This is a genomic window from Cellulomonas sp. P4_A2, from assembly GCF_056402515.1.
The window spans coordinates 26,920-41,212 of sequence record NZ_JBFUHG010000022.1 but is presented as its reverse complement, the minus strand read 5'-3'; the positions used below and the strand labels follow the sequence as shown (position 1 = coordinate 41,212).

The window sequence follows — 14,293 nt, the reverse complement described above, 5'->3', positions numbered from 1 at the left end:
AGGAACCACGGCTCCCGGCTGTCCCTTTGCCGGAAGAACTCCACCGTACCGTGCACCGCCGACACGCGAAGCAGTCCTACGCGCCGGAGGTCGAGTGCTCATCACGGTCCTTGCAACGACGGGCGGGGGCGTCGTGTTCCCGCCTACCTACCTCATCGGCTGATGACGCTCTCAGGTTCACCCTTCGTGCCCCAGCAATTCGGCGGCGAGCCCCAGGACCGCGTCGACCGTGCCCGCGCGGATCGCGGCGCGGTCGCCGGACAGCTGCAACGAGCGGACGGTGACGTCGTCCGGGGTCGCGACCGCGACGTGGACGGTGCCGGGCGGGTGGCCGTCCTGCGGATCGGGCCCCGCGACGCCGGTGGTCGCCAGCCCGACGTCGGCGCCGAGCCGTGCGCGCACCCCGTCAGCCATCTGCCGTGCGACCTCCGGGTCGACGGCACCGCGTGCGGCGAGCAGCCCCGCGTCGACGCCGAGCAGCGTGCCCTTGAGGTCGGTCGCGTACGACACGACACCGCCGCGCAGGTTCGCGGACGCCCCGGGCACGTCGACGAGGGCCGCGCAGACGAGCCCACCGGTGAGCGACTCGGCGACCGCGATGCTCCACCCGCGCGAGCGCAGGGCCGCCAGCACGTCGGCAGCGGTGGCCATGAGGTCAGAGGCCCGCGTAGGGCGGCCGGCTCGCGGTCCGGCGGATCTGGATCGCGGCCCGCACGTAGTCGATGCCGGTCACGACGGTCACGACGAGCGCGGCCGCCATGAACCCGATCGCCGCCCAGGTGATCCACTCCGGGAGCACGTCGAGCGGCAGGAGGTACAGGCCGATCGCGACGGACTGCAGCATGGTCTTGAGCTTGCCCCCGCGGGAGGCGGGCAGGACCACGTAGCGCAGCAGGAAGAACCGCATCACCGTGATGCCGATCTCGCGCACCAGGATCACCACGGTGACCCACCAGGGCAGGTCGCCGAGCCAGGACAGCAGCACGAGGGCGGTCCCGACGAGGAGCTTGTCCGCGATCGGGTCGAGGATCTTGCCGAGGTCGGTGACGGAGGAGGACCTGCGGGCGAGCCAGCCGTCGACCAGGTCGGTCGCGGCGGCGACGACGAAGATCGCCGTCGCGATCAGGCGCCCGCTGGTGCTGTCACCGCCGTCGGACAGGAGCGCCCACGCGAAGAACGGCACCAGCGCGATGCGCAGCACCGTGAGCGTGTTTGCCAGGTTCCAGGCGGAGGGCACGGCGTCGACCACCCGGACAGCCTAGGTGGACCGTGGGGATGCTCCTGCACGACGCGACACCAACTACAGTCCGCGTGTGACCCGCCACGCCCGCGCCGGCCGCCGTTCGCCGGTGGTGATCGGCCTCGCGATCATCCTTCTCGTCGTCGCGAGCATCGGCGCTGCAGCGGCCGCGCTGCACCCGTGGGGCCCGGAGCCGACGGCGACGGGCCAGACGAGCACCGCGCCCGACCGTGCGGCCACGGCGTCCCCGGAGCCGACTCCCACCCCGACACCGACGCCCATCCCGGACCCGGACGCCGATTTCACGATCGTCGCTGCCGGGGACGTCCTGCCGCACCTGCCCGTGCTCTCAGACGCTCGCGTCGCGGGCGGCTACGACTTCGGCCCGCTGCTCGCACCGCTGAACCCGTGGGTGCAGGGCGCCGACCTCGCGCTGTGCCACATGGAGGTACCGATCACGCCCGCGGGCACGGCACCCAGCGGCTACCCGCTGTTCGGCACGCCGCCGGAGATCGCCGCAGGTCTGAAGGCCCAGGGCTGGGACGGGTGCTCGACGGCGTCGAACCACTCGGTCGACCGGGGGTTCGCGGGGGTCACCGCGACGCTGGACGCCTTCGACGCCGCCGGGCTCGGGCACACCGGGACCGCCCGGAGCGCGCTCGAGCAGTCGCAGCCGCAGGTCTACCAGCTCGAGCGCGCCGGCCAGACGGTCACCGTCGCGCACGTCGCGGCGACCTATGGGACCAACGGCATGCCGATCCCCGCCGACAAGCCGTGGTCCGTGAACCTCATCGACGTGCCCGCCATGGCGGCACAGGCCGCCGCTGCCCGCGCCGCCGGAGCCGACCTCGTCATCGCGAGCGTGCACTGCTGCGTCGAGTACCAGACCGCCCCGACCGCCGAGCAGCTCGCGTTCGACCAGGCGATCGCGGACACCGGCCAGTTCGACCTGCTCATCGGGCACCACGCCCACGTCCCGCAGCCGGTGGCCCACCTGACCGGGGGGCCGCGCGGCGAGGGCATGTGGGTGGCCTACGGCCTGGGCAACTACCTGTCGAACCAGGACGGCGAGTGCTGCGTCGAGAACACCGACTCGGGGATCCTGCTCACCGCGCACGTGTCGAGCCCGGGCGCCTTCCCGGCCGAGGGCACACCGGCAGGGCCCGCGCGGGTCACCGGCGTGGAGTGGACGGCCATCACCAACGACCGCCTGGGCGGACACCAGGTGCATGCCCTCGCGGACATCCCGAACGGCACGAGCACGCTGAGCCCGGCGGTCGTCGCGGACCGCCTCGCGCGCGTGACCGCCGCCGCCGGTGACCAGGCGCCGCAGAGGACCACGCCCACGGTCCCGACCGGCCCCGACCCGCTCGTCGTGCCCCGGACCGCCGGCTGAACCGGACCGCCGGCTGAGCCGGACCGCGCGTCAGACCGAGACGTCTCCGGGCTGCGCGGGGCCGTAGAGCCAGCCCTGGCCGTACCGCCACCCGTTGCGGTGCAGGAACTCGGCCTGCTCCTCGTGCTCGATGCCCTCGGCGATCGTGACCATCGCGAGCTCGCGCGCCAGCGCGCCGAGCGCCCGGGCGACCTTGCCGGCGGTCGGGTCCTCGGGGATGCCCGAGGTGAACGACATGTCGAGCTTGACGCCCGCGACGGGCAGGTCGCGCAGGTAGGACAGCGGCGAGACGCCCGTGCCGAAGTCGTCGAGCAGCACCGGGACGCCCGCGGCGGACAGCTGCGTGAGCTCGTGCCGGATCCGCGTGCCGGAGGCCACCAGCGAGGACTCGGTCAGCTCGACGACGACGCGCCCGGCGGTCAGGCGGTGCCGCGAGATCTCGCCCAGCAGCGTCGTCGCGAACTCGCCGTCACCGAGCTGGTCGGCCGAGACGTTGACCGAGACCCACCGCGTCCGGTCGACGGTGGACGCGACGAACGCGACCACCTTGGTGGCCACGAACTGCCCGAGCGCGACCGCCATGCCGGCTTCCTGGATGAGCGGCAGGAACGACCCGGGCAGCAGCAGCCCGCGGTACGGGTGCTGCCAGCGGACCAGGGCCTCGTAGCCGACAACGCGGGCGTCCGCGAGGTCGACGATCGGCTGGTAGTGCACGACGAGCTGGTTCTCGGCCAGCGCGACCGCGAGCTCGCGCTGCAGGTCGGAGGCCGATCCGGCGGTCATGGACGGCTCGAAGACCTCGGTCCGGCTGCGGCCCGACGCCTTGGCGCGGTAGAGCGCGGCGTCGGCGGCCGCGAGCAGCGCCGGGGCTCCCCCGGCGGCGGTCTCCCGGTCGGCCAGGGCGATGCCGATGCTGGCGGCGACCGTGAGCCGGCGCCGACCGACGCGGACGGTCTCCCGCAACCCGGCGTGCACCGCCTGGGCCACGTCGAACACCGCGCGCGGTCCGTCCAGGTCCTGCACGACGACCACGAACTCGTCGCCGCCCAGGCGCGCGACCGTGCCCCGGCGGGCGGTCGCGGCGCGCAGCACCCCGGCGACGTGCACGAGCACCTCGTCGCCGGCGGCGTGGCCGTAGCGGTCGTTGATCTCCTTGAACCCGTCGAGGTCGCAGGCCAGCACGGCGACGCGGTCGACCACGTCCGGCTGCTCGAGGACGGACTGCAGCACCTCCTGGAGGAGCGTGCGGTTGGCCAGGCCGGTGAGCGGGTCGTGCATCGCGCGGTGCGTGAGCATCTCGGCCTGCAGGCGCGACTCGGTGGAGTCGCGGACCTGCACGACGAAGTGGTCCGGCTGCCCGCTCGGCGTGCGGACCAGGGCCGCGTCGAGCGCGACCCAGACCAGGTGCCCGTCGGCGCGCTGGTACTTCTTCTCCAGCGAGAACCGGTGCTGGCCGCCGCCGAGGAGCTTGTCGACCTCGAGCCGCTCGGCGGGCCGGCTGTCGGGCGTGCTGAGGTCCTCCATGCGGTAGCCGCGCAGGGCGCCGACGCTCGTGCCGAGCAGCTCGGCGAACGCCGCGTTCGCCTCGACGATCTGCCAGTCCAGGTCCACGAGCGCCATGCCGATCGGCGCGTTCTCCATGGCGACGCGGAACTGCATCTCGCTGCGGGTGAGCGCGGCCTCGACCTCGCGTCGGCCGGTGACGTCCACGAGCGTCGTCAGCAGCGCGTCACCATCCCCGTCGCCGGCATGGACGAGCTGGCTCGACACCTGCACCATGCGCGCCTGGCTCCCGTCGGTCCCGGGCAGCGCGACGCCGACCAGCACGGGCTCGTCGTCGCCGGACGTCGCCGTGATCGTGCGTTGGCTGAGCACGGACGCCGGGTTCATGGCCAGGCCCTGCTCGTTGAGCAGCACGACCGGCAGGTCCGCGATCGCCCGACCGATCGAGCTCTCGGCGTCGATCCCGAGGATCGCCGCCGCCCGCTCCGACATGTCGAGCACGCGACCGGTGAGCGACTGGACGAGCACGCCCTCCTTGGTCACCGACTGGAGGGCGTCGTACCGGTGCCGCAGCTCGCGGCTCAGGGCCAGCAGCGCGTTGGCGCGCCGGACCTCGGCGCGCTGCTTGCCGAGCAGGACGAGGACCGAGACGAGGGCGACGACCGCGACGATCGCGATGACGGTGCTCACCAGCTGCACCGGGCCGCTCCCGAAGGGGTTCACCGGCGGTTGCCGGACCAGGGTCCGGCGTCCTCCTCCTCGGCACCGTCGAAGTAGTCCGTGGCGACCGGCGGCTCGCCCGGCAGGGCACCGTCCGGTCCCATCGCGTACGGGTCGTCGTCGGGCTCCGGCGGTGCGCCGCGCAGCATGGCGAGCGTCGCCGGGAGGTCGTCGGGCTGGACCAGCACCTCGCGTGCCTTGGACCCCTCGGAGGGGCCGACGATCTCGCGCGACTCCAGCAGGTCCATGAGCCGACCGGCCTTGGCGAACCCGACGCGCAGCTTGCGCTGGAGCATCGACGTGGACCCGAACTGCGTGGTCACGACGAGCTCGGCGGCCTGCAGCAGCAGGTCGAGGTCGTCGCCGATGTCGTCGTCCACCTGCTTCTTGGGCGCCACCGCGGCGATGTCGGAGCGGTAGGTCGGCTTGAGCTGCTTCTTGACGTGCTCGACGACCGCGTGGATCTCCGACTCGGAGACCCAGGCGCCCTGCGTGCGCATCGGCTTGGCGGCGCCCATCGGCAGGAACAGGGCGTCACCCTGACCGATGAGCTTCTCGGCGCCCGGCTGGTCCAGGACGACCCGGGAGTCGGTCAGGGAGCTCGTCGCGAAGGCCAGACGGGACGGCACGTTCGCCTTGATCAGGCCGGTGACGACGTCGACGGACGGCCGCTGCGTGGCGAGCACCAGGTGGATGCCGGCGGCGCGGGCGAGCTGGGTGATCCGCTGGATCGACGCCTCGACATCGCGCGGGGCCACCATCATGAGGTCCGCGAGCTCGTCGACGACCACGAGCAGGTACGGGTACGTCGCGATCTTGCGCTCCGAGCCCGGCAGCGGCTTGACCTTGCCGAGCCGCACGGCGGCGTTGAAGTCGTCGATGTGCTTGAACCCGAAGTTGGCCAGGTCGTCGTACCGGGCCTCCATCTCGCGCACCACCCACTCGAGGGCCTCCGCGGCCTTCTTCGGGTTGGTGATGATCGGCGTGATGAGGTGCGGGATGCCCTCGTAGATCGTCAGCTCGACGCGCTTGGGGTCGACGAGCACCATGCGGACCTCGTCGGGCGTCGCGCGCATGAGGATCGAGACGATCATCGAGTTCACGAAGCTGGACTTGCCCGCACCGGTCGCACCGGCGACCAGGAGGTGGGGCATCTTGGCCAGGTTGGCGGTGACGTACCCGCCCTCGACGTCCTTGCCGACGCCGATGACCATCGGGTGCTCGGTGCGCTTGGCGGCGCTGGAGCGCAGCACGTCGCCGAGCGAGACGGTCTCGCGGTCGGTGTTCGGGATCTCGATGCCGATCGCCGACTTGCCGGGGATCGGCGACAGGATCCGCACGTCCGCGCTCGCGACGGCATAGGCGATGTTCTTGCTCAGCGCCGTGACGCGCTCGACCTTGACGGCCTGGCCGAGCTCGACCTCGTACCGGGTGACCGTCGGGCCGCGCGTGAAGCCGGTGACCTTGGCATCGATCTCGAACGAGTCGAGGACGGTCGTCAGCGACTCGACCACGCGGTCGTTGGCGGCGGAGCGGACCTTGTGCGGGGCGCCCTTGGTGAGCGTCTCGTCGGACGGCAGCGTGTACAGGACATCGCCCTCGAGCATCGGCTGCTCGCCACGCGGCACCGGGGTGGTCTCCGGCGCGGTGATGGGCCTCTTGACCCGCGCGATCGGCTCGGTGTCGGGAGCGGCGTCACGCTGGCGCGCTGCCTCCGCCTCGGCCTCGGCGGCGGCCGCCACGATCGCGGCACGGGCGAACGCCTCGTCGCCGTCGTACTCGTCGAGCCGCGTCTCGTCGGCCTCGTCGACCTCCTCGGCACGCTTGCGACGACCGAGCAGGCCGGGCTTCTTCGCCTTCTTGGGCGGAGCCTCGACCTCGTCGATCGCGGTGTGGCCCGCGTTGATGACGAGCGGCCCGTCGTCGGCGGGCACCTCGTCGGACTCGTCCTGGTCGCGGTGGTTGCCGGTGAGCCGGTCGTACACGCCACGCAGGCGAGGGATCACCTGGTGCACCGGCGTCTTGGTGACCACCAGCACGCCGAAGAACGCGAGCAGGACCAGCAGCGCGATGGCCACGCCGGGCGTGAGCAGGGTGGCCAGCGGCGTGCCGACGATGAGCCCGAGCATGCCGCCCGCGGAGCGGAGAGCCGCGAAGTCGTCCGTGCCGGGCAGCCCGGCCGCGATCTGCAGGATCCCGCAGACCGCGAGCGCGATCGCCGCGAGCCCGATGCCGATGCGGCCGTTGGCCTCGACGCGCTCGGGGTGGCGCATCAGCCGGATGGACAGGCCGAGCAGGACGAGCGGGACGGCGACGCCGACCTTGCCGAACGTGCCGGCGACGACGCTGTGCACCACCGTGCCTGCGGTCCCGGACAGCGCCCACCACTCGCGGGCCGCGATGACGATGGCGAGGCCCAGCAGCGTGAAGGCGAGCCCGTCGCGACGGTGGGCGGGATCCAGGTCCCGGGCGCCGCGACCGACGCGGCGCGCGGTGCCGCCGACGAGGTGCGCGCACCCCATCCAGACGCCCTTGACCATGCGGATCGGGAGAGCCTGCTTGGGCGGGGGCGGCGGGGCCTTGCGGCCCGACGGCCGCGTGGAGCCGCCGCCGGACCTGCCGGAGCTGGACGTGCCCTTGCCGGCGGCGCGCGACGACGTCGACGCACCGGAACGGGCGCCTGAGGTGGACGTACGAGTCGCCATGGTCCTCAAACTAGCCGGGGGCGGCGACCGCGGGCCCGTGCTCGGGTGCGTGTCGGCCCAGGGATCACCCGAGCAGCAGTCCGACGCCCAGCGCGACGACCCCGGCAGCGAGCATCACCGCGCCCGCCCCGAGCAGCACGACGAACCCGTTCGGCCGCTCGCGGCCGCGTCCCATCGCCGAGAAGAAGAAGCCGGCCGACATGAGGATCGCGGCGACGAGCACGCCGGTCTGCGCGAGCCAGCGCCAGAACCCCTCGAGTGTCGTCGCCTCCCCCAGCAGGAGGCACACCAGGCCGAGCGTGACCAGCACACCCGCATGGGCATGCCCTGCGCGGTAGAAGGACTTCTGGAAGTCCGTCGCCTGCTCGCGGCCGGTGCTGACCCGCAGCAGGAACACCCCGCCGGACTCGATGGCGACGACGGTCAGCGCCACGATCCCGGCGGTGGTCCGGGCGGCGTCGGTGAGCTCGATCATGACGGTCTCCTCGTTTGCGAACGTTGTTATAGAACACCGTTCGCAAATCTCCGTCAACACCTTAGACTCGGCGGCATGGCACGTCCCCGCGTCCACGACGACGCCCTGAGGCTCCGGCTGCTGGACGAGGCGTCGGCGATCGTCGCGGCCTCCGGTGCCGACTCCCTGACGGTCCGCGACCTCGCGCATCGGGCCGGCACCTCCGCGTCCGCCGTGTACTCCCTCTTCGGGAGCCGCGAGGAGCTGGTCCAGGCCGTCGGCGACGAGGCGTTCGCGCGCTTCGCGGACTCCCTGTGCAGAGCCCCGCGCACCGGCGACCCGGGCGCCGACCTGCTCGCCCTCGGGATCGCGTACCGCGAGCACGCCCTGCGGGCGCCGCACTTCTACCGCGTCATGTTCGGCTCCACCGGCGCGGGCGCGCAGGACGGCACGCGGGGTCCGGCCACCCAGGTCACGACGTTCCTCGTGCTGCGCGACGCCGTCGCCGCGATCCTCGGCCCGGACGCGGATCCCGTGCCCGCGGCGGTCGGCCTGTGGGCACTCGTGCACGGGCTCGTCGAGCTCGAGCTCCACGGCCTCCTTCCCGACGACTCCCCCGGCGAGCGCTACGTCGCGCTCCTGCAGGCGGCCGGACCGGGCATCCTGTCGGTCCCTGGTGGCACCGTAGAGGGATGAAGGTCTCTGCCTCTGCCGTCCGGCGCTACCGTGTGCACGCCCAGCAGCTCGACCGCGCGACCCGCTCCGACCGCGCGCCCGGGAACGCCGACGTGCTCGACCTCGGCGTCCAGGACACCGGTCCGGACGGCGCGCTGTGGGCGCTCGCCGTCCGCGGCGTACCGGTGCGGGCCGGGCACTGGCCGCACGAGCTGGCGCTGGCCTGGACCGTCCGCGGCGCCCCGCACGCCTACCGCCGCGCGGACCTGCGCGACGTCGAGCGCGCCATGCGGCCCCACTCCGAGGCCGAGGCGGCCAAGCGCGTCATCAACGCCGCCAGCCCGCTGAAGGCCGCGGGCATCCCCGTCACCGAGGCGCTCGCCACGACGGCCCGCACGATGCGGGAGGTCGTGACCGAGCCGCTGGCCAAGGGCGAGCTGTCCACGCGCATGACCGCGCAGATGCCGGACCCCTACCTGCGCTGGTGCGAAGGCTGCCAGGCCACGCACATGTACGAGATGCCGTTCCGGCTGGCCGCCCTGCACGCCGGCCTCGAGCTCGAGCCCGGCACCTCTCCCCCGGTCGTCCGACGCATCCCGCGCTGGCCCGCCGGCCAGGTCGGCGTCCTCGAGCGCGCCGACGAGGACGACCGGCTCGACTCCATCCGTACCCTCCTGCACCTGGCCGGCCCGCTGACCGTCAAGCAGGTGGCCACGTACCTCGACTCCCCGGTCAAGGACGTTGCCGCGCGGTGGCCCTCGGACACGGTCGAGGTCCAGGTCGACGGCGTCGACGCCCAGCTCCTGGAGGCCGACGTGGACGCGGTGCACGACGCGCCGGACGCCGACGTGGTGCGGCTCCTCGGCCCCTACGACCTCTTCCTGCAGAGCGGCGACCGTGAGGTCCTCGTGCCCGACACGACACGGCACAAGTCGCTGTGGCAGGCCATCGGGCGCCCGGGCGCGGTGCTGTCGGGCGGCGAGCTCGTGGGCACCTGGCGGCCGCGGGCCCGTGGCAGGACGCTCGGGCTCGAGCTCGACGAGTGGGTCCCGTGGGATGCAGCCACCCGCGACGCCGTCGAGGTCGAGCACGCGCGACTGGCCACGTTCCGCGGCATCGACCCCGTCTAGGCGCGGACGCCCACCGGGACCTCGGTCGCCACGCCGCGCTCGAGCACCAGGAGCCGGTCGGGGCGACCGCTCGCGGACAGCCGCTCCTCGAGCGCGCTCAGCGGGTCGACGAAGTGCGCCCAGTCGGTGTGGTGCACCGGGATCACCAGGGCGGGCGCGAGCAGGTCGACCGCGGCGCTGGCCAGCAGCGCGTCGAGGGTCACGGGCTCGGCACCGAACCGGCCGACGTTCGCGCCGCCGACGAACAGCACGGCCACGTCGACCTCGGGGAACCGGCGGGCCACCGACGCGACGACGTCGAGCGAGGCGTTGTCGCCCGACACGTACACCGTCGGGTGCCCGGCCCCCTGGAGCACGAACCCGGTCACGACGCCGCTGTACGCCTCGGCACCCTCCGGCCCGTGACGTGCGGGCACGGTCGTGATCGTGACGTCGCCGACCGTCGTGGACTCCCACGGACCGAGCCCGACGACGCCCGGGAGGCGCTCCGCCGCGTCCGGGGTCGTGACGACGACCGGCACGTCGGCGAGGAGCGCCCGGCCGGAGTCGTCGAGGTTGTCGGCGTGCTGGTCGTGCGAGAGCAGGACGACGTCGACGGGGCCGAGGTCGCCGGCCGCGACGGCCGGGCCGACGAGCTTGGTCAGCGTGACGCCGCCCCGCGGCGCGTACGCCCCGGGCTCGTCGAACGTGGGGTCGGTGAGGAACGACAGACCGGCGTAGGTGAGGTGCAGGGTGGGTCCGCCGACGAGGGTGGCGGTGATCGGTGAGGTCATGCGACCAGCGTCGTCGCGCGTGCCGAGGCTCGCCAGTGGCCCGATGGACACGGTTCGCTAGAATCGGGCCATGTCGTTGCACGAGGTCGCCGTCCTGGCCTTCCCGGGCATCAGCCCGTTCCACCTGTCGGTCCCGTCCACCGTGTTCGCGTCGCCGGCGGGCACGGCGCCGCCCGCGCGCTACCGCGTCACCGTCTGCGCGCAGGTGCCTGGCCGACTGCCGACCAACGCCGGCTACGACCTCGTCGTCGAGCACGGTCTCGAGGCTCTCACCACCGCGCAGACCGTCGTGGTCCCCAGCTGGGACAAGGCCGTGGAGCCGTCGACCGAGCTGCTCGACGCCGTCCGCGCCGCGCACACCCGCGGTGCACGCGTCGTCGCGCTGTGCCTCGGCTCGTTCGTCGTCGCGGCCGCCGGGCTCGTCGACGGTCGGGAGGTCGCGACGCACTGGTCGGCGGCGGGCGAGCTGGCCCGGCGCACGCCCGCGGCCACCGTGCGCTCGGACGTGCTGTGGTGCGACCACGGCGACGTGGTCACCTCGGCGGGCGTGGCCGCGGCCCTCGACTGCTGCCTGCACGTGGTCCGCACCGACCACGGTGCCGCCTACGCCGCCGACGTGGCCCGCAGCCTGGTGCTGGCGCCGCACCGTGACGGCAGCCAGGCGCAGTACATCCCGGCACCCGTCGCGCCCGCGGACGGCGCCGATCCCGTCGAGTCCGCGATCGGGTGGGCGATGGCCCGGCTCGACCAGCCCCTCGACCTGGACTCGTGGGCGGCGAGCGTGCACCAGTCGCGCCGGACGTTCACGCGGCAGTTCCGCGCACGGACGGGCACCAGCCCCGCGCAGTGGCTCCTGCGCCAGCGCCTCGTGCGCGCCCGCGTGCTCCTCGAGTCCACCGACCAGCCCGTCGAGCACGTCGCCACGGCGTCCGGCTTCGGCTCGTCGGCCGCGCTGCGCCAGCACTTCGCCCGCGAGTTCCGCACCAGCCCGCGGCGGCACCGGGCGGCGTTCCGCGACTGACGAGGTTGTCGGTGGTCGGTCGTACGGTGGGCGGGTGCGTGCGAGAGATGCCGGGCGTCCGGTGAGAAGGCGAGCAAGCGTTCGAGTCACACCGGCGGGTGGGGCATGAGCAGGCGGGGTTGGCTGCTCCTGGTCACGATGGGGGTCCTGTGGGGCATCCCCTACCTGCTGATCAAGATCGCGGTCGGCGAGGTTACGCCGGTCATGGTCGTCTTCGTCCGGACCGGGCTCGGTGCGCTCCTGCTGCTGCCGTTCGCCCTGCGCGCCGGCGGCCTGCGGGTCCTGCACGGGCACTGGCGACCCCTCCTCGCGTTCGCGGCGCTCGAGATCGTCGGGCCCTGCCGCGGTCCGGTGGGTCGGGCTCCTGGTCGGCCTGCTCGGGGTGGGCCTGCTGCTCGGGCCGGGTGCTGCGAGCAGCGGCAACCCCTGGGCGGTCGCGCAGGTCCTGCTCGCCGCCGTGGGCTACGCCAGCGCGCCCATGATCGCCGACCAGTTCCTGCGAGACGTGCCCGCCATCCCGTTGACGGCCACCTGCCTGGCCGTGACCGCGCTGTTCTACCTGCCGTTCGTGGTCGCCACCAGCCCGCACCCCTGGCCCGCCCTCGACGGGGTGCTCGCGCTCGTCGCCCTCGGCGCCATCTGCACCGCGCTCGCCTTCGTCCTGTTCTTCCGGCTCATCGTCGAGGTCGGCGCGGCGCGGTCGGTGCTCGTCGCCTACCTCAACCCCGTCGTGGCCGTCGCGCTGGGCGCGCTGGTGCTCGACGAGGCGATCACCGTGGCGGTCGTCGTCGCGACGGCCCTCATCCTCGTCGGGTCCGCGGCGGCGTCGCGACGGTCCCATGAGCCCGAGATCGAGCCGCGAGCCGACGAGGTCGACCAGGTCGCGGTCACCGCGGACCAGGTACCGCCCAGCTGATCACCCACACAACGACGACGGCGGCGGCCCCGTAACCGGMGCCGCCGCCGTCGTTTCGCGAGATCTCAGGCCTCGACGACCACCGGGATGATCATCGGGCGGCGGCGCAGGCGGTTGGACACCCAGCGGCCGACCACGCGACGCATCACCTGCTGCAGCGAGTGCGCGTCGGAGTTGCCGTTGCGGGCGGCGTCCTCGAGGGCGGCGGTGAGCTCGGGCAGGATGTCGTCGAACACGGCGTCCTGCTCGGCGAACCCGCGCGCGTGGATCTGCGGACCGGCCAGCACCTTGCCGTCGGCCGAGCTGACCACGGCGAAGATCGAGATGAAGCCCTCGTCGCCCAGGATCCGACGGTCCTTGAGCTCGACCTCGGTGATCTCCCCGACGCTCGACCCGTCGACGTAGACGTACCCGCAAGGCACGGCGCCGACGATGCTCGCCCGACCGTTCACGAGGTCCACGACGATGCCGTCCTCGGCGAGCACCACGCGGTCGGCGGGCACCCCGGTCTGGACCGCGAGCGCGGCGTTGGCCACGAGGTGGCGGATCTCGCCGTGCACTGGCATGACGTTGCGCGGCTTGAGGATGTTGTAGCAGTACAGGAGCTCGCCGGCGCTGGCGTGCCCGGAGACGTGCACCTTGGCGTTGCCGGAGTGCACGACGCGGGCACCGAGCCGGGTCAGGCCGTTGATGACGCGGAAGACGGCGTTCTCGTTCCCGGGGATCAGCGACGACGCCATGATGACCGTGTCGCCGGGGCCGACGGAGACCTTGTGGTCGTTGTTCGCGATCCGTGACAGGGCGGCCATGGGCTCGCCCTGCGAGCCGGTGCACATGAGGACGATCTCGTCGTCGCGCAGCTGGTCCACCTGCTTGAGGTCGATCAGCACGCCGTCGGGCACGTTGAGGTAGCCCAGGTCGGCGGCGATGCCCATGTTCCGCACCATCGAGCGTCCGACGAGCGCGACGCGACGGTTGTGCGTGTAGGCGGCGTCGAGGACCTGCTGGACGCGGTGCACGTGCGAGGCGAACGACGCGACGATGATCCGCTTGGTCGAGTCGGCGAACACCTGGTCGAGGACGGGGCCGATGCCACGCTCGGGCGACACGAAGCCGGGGACCTCGGCGTTGGTCGAGTCGACCATGAAGAGGTCGACGCCCTTCTCGCCGAGCCGCGCGAACGCGCGCAGGTCGGTGATCCGGCCGTCCATCGGCAGCTGGTCCATCTTGAAGTCGCCGGTGTGCAGCACGGTGCCGGCCCCCGTGGTCACGGCGACGGCGAGCGCGTCGGGGATGGAGTGGTTCACCGCGATGAACTCGCACTCGAACGACCCGAGCTTCAGGGTGTCGCCCTCGGCCACCACGCGGGTGACCGGTGCGATGCGGTGCTCCTTGAGCTTGGCCTCGATGAACGCCAGGGTCAGGCGCGAGCCGACCAGCGGGATGTCGCGGCGCAGGCGCAGCAGGTACGGGACGGCACCGATGTGGTCCTCGTGCCCGTGGGTCAGGACGATCGCCTCGATGTCGTCGAGACGGTCCTTGATGTACTCGAAGTCGGGAAGGATCAGGTCGACGCCGGGCTGGTGGTCCTCGGGGAACAGGACGCCGCAGTCGATGACGAGCAGGCGGCCGGCGTACTCGAGGACGGCCATGTTGCGGCCGACCTCACCGAGCCCGCCGAGCGCGACGACGCGCAGGGCACCGCTGGGCAGGGCCGGCGGCAGGGTGAGCTCGGGGTGCGGGTGACTCATGTGTCTCCT

General features: G+C 73.0%; 12 protein-coding genes and 1 pseudogene. 6 read left to right on the top strand and 7 right to left on the bottom strand.

Annotation, left to right across the window (positions count from 1 at the left end; all coding sequences use genetic code 11):
• Window positions 1-177: 177 nt before the first annotated feature.
• Window positions 178-651: a CinA family protein gene (locus AC1DUE_RS17755; protein WP_477040741.1), complete on the bottom strand. Its 474-nt coding sequence runs from the start codon at window positions 649-651 to the stop codon at window positions 178-180.
• 4 nt (window positions 652-655) lie between these two features.
• Window positions 656-1,249 carry a CDP-diacylglycerol--glycerol-3-phosphate 3-phosphatidyltransferase gene (gene pgsA / locus AC1DUE_RS17750; protein ID WP_477040740.1) on the bottom strand — a complete coding sequence of 198 codons (594 nt, stop codon included), beginning with the start codon at window positions 1,247-1,249 and terminating at the stop codon, window positions 656-658.
• A gap of 64 nt (window positions 1,250-1,313) precedes the next feature.
• Between pgsA and AC1DUE_RS17745 the strand changes: the two genes are divergently transcribed.
• Entirely contained in the window at window positions 1,314-2,636 is a 1,323-nt protein-coding gene (locus AC1DUE_RS17745; RefSeq protein ID WP_477040739.1) for a CapA family protein, read from the top strand.
• Between the two features lie 30 nt (window positions 2,637-2,666).
• On the opposite strand, the gene AC1DUE_RS17740 is transcribed toward AC1DUE_RS17745, so the two are convergent.
• The 3 genes from AC1DUE_RS17740 to AC1DUE_RS17730 form a co-directional block, all read right to left on the bottom strand.
• A complete protein-coding gene (locus AC1DUE_RS17740) occupies window positions 2,667-4,829 on the bottom strand; it encodes a putative bifunctional diguanylate cyclase/phosphodiesterase (RefSeq protein ID WP_477040738.1) in 2,163 nt (720 codons plus the stop codon).
• 29 nt (window positions 4,830-4,858) lie between these two features.
• Window positions 4,859-7,564: an FtsK/SpoIIIE family DNA translocase gene (locus tag AC1DUE_RS17735; protein ID WP_477040737.1), complete on the bottom strand. Its 2,706-nt coding sequence runs from the start codon at window positions 7,562-7,564 to the stop codon at window positions 4,859-4,861.
• A gap of 64 nt (window positions 7,565-7,628) precedes the next feature.
• Window positions 7,629-8,039, bottom strand: coding sequence for a hypothetical protein (locus tag AC1DUE_RS17730; RefSeq protein WP_477040736.1), 411 nt, complete (start codon window positions 8,037-8,039; stop codon window positions 7,629-7,631).
• A 75-nt stretch (window positions 8,040-8,114) separates the two neighbouring features.
• Between AC1DUE_RS17730 and AC1DUE_RS17725 the strand changes: the two genes are divergently transcribed.
• Window positions 8,115-8,714: a TetR/AcrR family transcriptional regulator gene (locus AC1DUE_RS17725; protein ID WP_477040735.1), complete on the top strand. Its 600-nt coding sequence runs from the start codon at window positions 8,115-8,117 to the stop codon at window positions 8,712-8,714.
• A complete protein-coding gene (locus tag AC1DUE_RS17720) occupies window positions 8,711-9,823 on the top strand; it encodes a winged helix DNA-binding domain-containing protein (RefSeq protein ID WP_477040734.1) in 1,113 nt (370 codons plus the stop codon). The genes AC1DUE_RS17725 and AC1DUE_RS17720 overlap by 4 nt, the downstream gene beginning before the upstream one ends.
• Here AC1DUE_RS17720 and AC1DUE_RS17715 read toward each other — a convergent pair.
• Window positions 9,820-10,596, bottom strand: a complete 777-nt coding sequence (locus AC1DUE_RS17715) for an MBL fold metallo-hydrolase (protein ID WP_477040733.1) — start codon at window positions 10,594-10,596, stop codon at window positions 9,820-9,822. The two genes, AC1DUE_RS17720 and AC1DUE_RS17715, sit on opposite strands and share 4 nt — an antisense overlap.
• Before the next feature lie 70 nt (window positions 10,597-10,666).
• On the opposite strand from AC1DUE_RS17715, the gene AC1DUE_RS17710 reads away from it, so the two are divergent.
• The 3 genes and pseudogenes from AC1DUE_RS17710 (at window position 10,667) to AC1DUE_RS17700 (ending at window position 12,533) form a co-directional block, all read left to right on the top strand.
• Window positions 10,667-11,617, top strand: a complete 951-nt coding sequence (locus tag AC1DUE_RS17710) for a GlxA family transcriptional regulator (RefSeq protein ID WP_477040732.1) — start codon at window positions 10,667-10,669, stop codon at window positions 11,615-11,617.
• Between the two features lie 105 nt (window positions 11,618-11,722).
• Window positions 11,723-11,890: pseudogene (locus tag AC1DUE_RS17705) on the top strand (EamA family transporter); the annotation flags it as partial.
• A gap of 109 nt (window positions 11,891-11,999) precedes the next feature.
• The gene (locus AC1DUE_RS17700; protein WP_477040731.1) at window positions 12,000-12,533 is read left to right on the top strand and encodes a DMT family transporter; all 534 of its coding nucleotides are present in this window, start codon (window positions 12,000-12,002) and stop codon (window positions 12,531-12,533) included.
• Window positions 12,534-12,598: 65 nt separating this feature from the next.
• Here AC1DUE_RS17700 and AC1DUE_RS17695 read toward each other — a convergent pair whose 3' ends face one another.
• On the bottom strand, window positions 12,599-14,284 hold the full coding sequence (locus AC1DUE_RS17695) for a ribonuclease J (RefSeq protein WP_477040730.1): 1,686 nt from the start codon (window positions 14,282-14,284) through the stop codon (window positions 12,599-12,601).
• Between the last annotated feature and the right edge of the window lie 9 nt (window positions 14,285-14,293).

Excerpts from the sequence above, each read along its gene's own strand:
- AC1DUE_RS17755 (WP_477040741.1), bottom strand. The coding sequence starts at position 651 with ATGGCCACCGCTGCCGACGTGCTGGCGGCCCTGCGCTCGCGCGGGTGG.
- AC1DUE_RS17720 (WP_477040734.1), top strand. The coding sequence starts at position 8,711 with ATGAAGGTCTCTGCCTCTGCCGTCCGGCGCTACCGTGTGCACGCCCAG.
- AC1DUE_RS17735 (WP_477040737.1), bottom strand. The coding sequence starts at position 7,564 with ATGGCGACTCGTACGTCCACCTCAGGCGCCCGTTCCGGTGCGTCGACG.
- AC1DUE_RS17715 (WP_477040733.1), bottom strand. The coding sequence starts at position 10,596 with ATGACCTCACCGATCACCGCCACCCTCGTCGGCGGACCCACCCTGCAC.
- AC1DUE_RS17710 (WP_477040732.1), top strand. The coding sequence starts at position 10,667 with ATGTCGTTGCACGAGGTCGCCGTCCTGGCCTTCCCGGGCATCAGCCCG.
- AC1DUE_RS17695 (WP_477040730.1), bottom strand. The coding sequence starts at position 14,284 with ATGAGTCACCCGCACCCCGAGCTCACCCTGCCGCCGGCCCTGCCCAGC.
- AC1DUE_RS17725 (WP_477040735.1), top strand. The coding sequence starts at position 8,115 with ATGGCACGTCCCCGCGTCCACGACGACGCCCTGAGGCTCCGGCTGCTG.
- AC1DUE_RS17730 (WP_477040736.1), bottom strand. The coding sequence starts at position 8,039 with ATGATCGAGCTCACCGACGCCGCCCGGACCACCGCCGGGATCGTGGCG.